General features: G+C 61.0%; 3 protein-coding genes and 3 pseudogenes. 3 read left to right on the top strand and 3 right to left on the bottom strand.

Going from position 1 to position 3,590, the window contains the following annotated elements; all coding sequences use genetic code 11:
* Positions 1 to 1,065: pseudogene (locus WA317_RS10265) on the top strand (hypothetical protein); the annotation flags it as partial.
* Between the two features lie 188 nt (positions 1,066 to 1,253).
* On the opposite strand, the gene WA317_RS10260 reads toward WA317_RS10265, so the two are convergent.
* Together WA317_RS10260 and WA317_RS10255 are read right to left on the bottom strand one after the other, a co-directional pair.
* Positions 1,254 to 1,940, bottom strand: a complete 687-nt coding sequence (locus WA317_RS10260) for a class I SAM-dependent methyltransferase (protein ID WP_425172928.1) — start codon at positions 1,938 to 1,940, stop codon at positions 1,254 to 1,256.
* Between the two features lie 50 nt (positions 1,941 to 1,990).
* A pseudogene (locus tag WA317_RS10255) lies at positions 1,991 to 2,230 on the bottom strand (MMPL family transporter); the annotation flags it as partial.
* Between the two features lie 108 nt (positions 2,231 to 2,338).
* On the opposite strand from WA317_RS10255, the gene WA317_RS10250 reads away from it, so the two are divergent.
* Positions 2,339 to 2,569, top strand: coding sequence for an MbtH family protein (locus WA317_RS10250; protein ID WP_425172927.1), 231 nt, complete (start codon positions 2,339 to 2,341; stop codon positions 2,567 to 2,569).
* Between the two features lie 234 nt (positions 2,570 to 2,803).
* Here the strand turns inward: WA317_RS10250 and WA317_RS10245 are convergent, their stop codons facing one another.
* The gene (locus WA317_RS10245; RefSeq protein ID WP_425172926.1) at positions 2,804 to 2,989 is read right to left on the bottom strand and encodes a hypothetical protein; all 186 of its coding nucleotides are present in this window, start codon (positions 2,987 to 2,989) and stop codon (positions 2,804 to 2,806) included.
* Positions 2,990 to 3,176: 187 nt separating this feature from the next.
* On the opposite strand from WA317_RS10245, the pseudogene WA317_RS10240 reads away from it, so the two are divergent.
* A pseudogene (locus tag WA317_RS10240) lies at positions 3,177 to 3,590 on the top strand (cytochrome P450); the annotation flags it as partial.

The raw sequence follows: 3,590 nt of genomic DNA, 5'->3' as shown, positions 1-3,590 counted from the left end.
GCCCCCGCCACGTCGGGCGCCGGCGCGGTCCGCACGCTGATCGATGCGCAACCCAAGCTGTCGAACAATTCGCTGGCCGAGGCGATGAACACCTTGCTTAAGCCGGGTGATCCCGCAAGCGCGCCGGTCCACGCGGTTGCCGTAACCGAACAAGAGCTGTTCCAGCGCGGACAGTCGCTGCCCGACGCGAAGAGCGCCCTGAGTTCGTGGCTGCCGCCGGGCCCCGCTGCGGTGGCCGACTATCCGACGGTGCTGCTCAGCGGCTCCTGGCTGTCGCAGGAGCAGGTCACCGCCGCAAGCGAGTTCGCGCGTTTCATGCACAAACCCGACCAACTCGGCGAACTGGCCAAAGCCGGCTTCCGGGCGGCGGGTGTCAGACCGCCGAGCAGCAGCCTGACCAAATTCCCCGCCTTACCATCGACCCTGGCGGTGGGTGATGACACGATGCGGGCCACCCTGGCGGACATGTTGACCGCTCCGGCGACCGCTCCGGCGGTCACCATCGTGCTCGACCAGTCCATGACCACCGACGAGGGCGGCCAAACTCGGCTGGCCAATGTCGTCGTCGCGCTGAGCAATCGCATCGGGGCCTTGGCGCCGAACGCGGTGGTGGGGCTGTGGACGTTCGACGGCAAAGAGAGCCGAACCGAGGTGGCAGCCGGTCCACTGGCTGACCAGGTCAACGGGCAGCCCCGCGCAGCCGCGCTCAAAGCCGCGCTGGATGCGCAATATTCGTCGGCCGGTGGCGCGGTGTCGTTCACCACACTGCGGTTGGCCTATCAGAACGCGCTGGCCGGTTTCGTTGCCGGCGAGAAGAATTCGGTTTTGGTGGTGACGGCCGGGCCGCATACCGACCAGAGCCTCGACGGTGCCGGGTTGCAGGACTTCGTCCGGCAGAGCGCCGACCCGGCGAAGCCGGTAGCGGTCAACGTCATCGACCTCGGGCCGGACCCTGATCGGCCGACCTGGGAAGAAGTGGCCAAGCTCAGCAGCGGAACCTACCGCAACCTGGAAACGTCGGCCTCCCCTGACCTCGCGGCCGCGGTCGACAAATTCTTGAGCTGATCGGTGGCGCATCGAAGGTCTTGCACCGACCTTCCGGGGACAAGGCTGGGATCCTTGACAAGGCGATACTGGTGAAGGGCGACAGGTCAACGGTGTTCCGCCTGTCAGCGCCAAGTCGCTCTCCTGCAGTGGCAGGCCGTGAGCGCAACGCGTTGTACAGATGTGCCATTATGTCGGTTCTAACTTATTCAGAGGGCATCGGGAACTCTGCCCGGCGCGATATAATACGAACCGCCCAGATACCATTTAAGCTTTACGTCCAATGAACTCGAAGGCAACGCTTCCGCGAATACGCGGCTGTGCGCCAAGCTGCGGTGCGTATTGCCCGCTGGAAGGTCTCCCAGGGTACGGAGGGGATTCAGGATCGACTTCAGGCCAGAGAACGAACAGACATCACCGATTACTATCCTCCCCCCTCCTCTCACAGCATTCTTCAGTGCTTGGAAAGCTTTTTCGGGCTCACTAATGATCGACAAGCCCAGCGTGCATATCCCCGCGTCGTAAGACGCCGTTTCGACGACACCCGCTGGTAAGGCGGTAACGTCGCCTTTGACCAGTTTGACGTTCGTCCAACCATTGTCCGTAATACTTCGGCGAGCCCGCTCTAACATGCCATCTGACCAGTCGACGCCGAGGATTTCTCCTTGAGGACCAATATTCGTCTGAATGGAGGGGAATTCCAAACCGGTCCCACAGCAAAACACAATTACATGGTCGCCACACTTAAGATCCAACTCATTCACCGCTGCTTTTTTCAACGGAATAAGCGGAAGTTGAACGAAGTTGTAGGCCTTCGATATAACGTGGTCATAAATGAAATGGAACAGCCGAACCCACTTCGTGCTGATCGTGGGAACGCTTGCTGGGGTAGTCATACCGGCCTCACAACGCTAGAAGGTAGAAAGTCATCGGGATATTGCTTTTAGGGCAGTCGGGTGAAGCTGAGGCAGAAAACCGCTCCGGCGATAGTTACACCGGAGGCGAAAACAACGTGCGCTAGACCGCGGTATGTGGTGTAGTAGGCCGTTTCCCGGCCCTCGCCGGCTTGACGTGCCTCTTGATACCGCCCGAAAAAGTATATCTTGTAGTCTGTTCCAGCAGGGATCCCCACGGTTACCAGCAGATTAACCGCGTAGGTAGAAAGACCAACAATCTGGTGATCGCCATTCATGCGAGGTCACATCAGGAACTTTGTCGAACTTTGTCAAACCCCAGGTCCACCTGTTGACATCCAGTATGATTCGTTCGTCTCGACTAGACGTCTGGAGAACCGATGAGCATCAATCCGTTCGACGACGACGATGGCAGCTTTTTCGTCTTGGTCAACGACGAGGAGCAACACAGCTTGTGGCCGGCCTTCGCCGACGTTCCAGCCGGCTGGCGGGTAGTTTACGGCGAAGCGGACCGCGCTGGGTGTCTGGACTACATCGAACAGAACTGGACCGATATACGGCCGAAGAGTCTGCGCGAGAGGTTAGCAGAGGGCCGCGGTTCTGAGGTGTAAACCGCGCGGGTTGAAGCGTCCGGAAAGCGGCCCGCATTATGGGTGCGACACGCCGCGGGCGAGTACGTCCAGAGTCAAAGACGCTTCCCGAGGTGGTTGCCGGGGTTGCGCCGCTGGTGTTGAGGGTTTCGCCAAGGATTTCGGTTGCCGGTTTTTTGAGCATGTTGACACGGGAATATCGATCAATGCAGGTCACGACGCCCACGGCCGCCGCGCAGTGGCGACACCAAAAGTTCAGCGCGCCAGCTCCAGGACCACCGTGCGGCAAACCGCCCGTGCGGGGGACGTCACATCGATGAGGGAGTAGTGGTCGGTGCCGGGGAGCAGCAGCCGGGAGTCGTCACCGGCCCGTCGAGCCGCGGCAACGAAGCGCTGCGACTGGCTGCCTGGCACGTCGTCGTCGGCCGTGCGTGCACGCACATCGCGGGGACGCCCATCGGAAGCAGGGCGCTGGGACAGGCCAGCGAGCGGGCCTCGGGATCGTCGCCGAGACGCGCAGGATAGCCCGAGTCGGGGTCCTCCATCGCGTCCCGCGCGGTTGCCGACGGTTATTTGCGTGCAGCTGCTGAGCGCTTAGCATTGATACAGCAAACGCGAGGGAGACGAAGTGAGCGGACCCGAGAACCTCGACTTCTTCACCGAGAAGTCGCTCGTCGATGACCCTTACGACTACTACGACGCGATCCGTCGTTGCCCAGTGTGGCGTGAGCCGGCGCACGGCGTGGTGATGGTGTCGGGGTACGACGAGGCCGTCGCGGTGCAACGCGACGCCGAAAAGACTTTTTCGGTATGCAATATAGTCAGCGGACCATGGTCGGGGATTCCGCTCAAAACCGACAGCGACGATATCTCGGATCTGATCGAGCGGCACCGCCAGAGGGTTACGTTCGGCGACTACTTCATAACGTTTGATCCTCCGAAGCACACCGCACACCGCTCGCTGTTGAGCCGGTTGTTTACGCCGAGGCAGCTCAAGAACAACGAGGACTTCCTGTGGCGTCTTGCCGACGAGCAACTCAAC

Source organism: Mycobacterium sp. (assembly GCF_049802695.1).
GTDB lineage: Bacteria > Actinomycetota > Actinomycetes > Mycobacteriales > Mycobacteriaceae > Mycobacterium.
The sequence above is the reverse complement of the archived record's forward strand: the minus strand, read 5'-3'. Positions and strand labels throughout refer to the sequence as shown.

What these genes read in the sequence shown, in the direction of transcription:
- WA317_RS10260 (WP_425172928.1), bottom strand. Translation starts at nt 1,940, where the DNA reads ATGACTACCCCAGCAAGCGTTCCCACGATCAGCACGAAGTGGGTTCGG.
- WA317_RS10250 (WP_425172927.1), top strand. Translation starts at nt 2,339, where the DNA reads ATGAGCATCAATCCGTTCGACGACGACGATGGCAGCTTTTTCGTCTTG.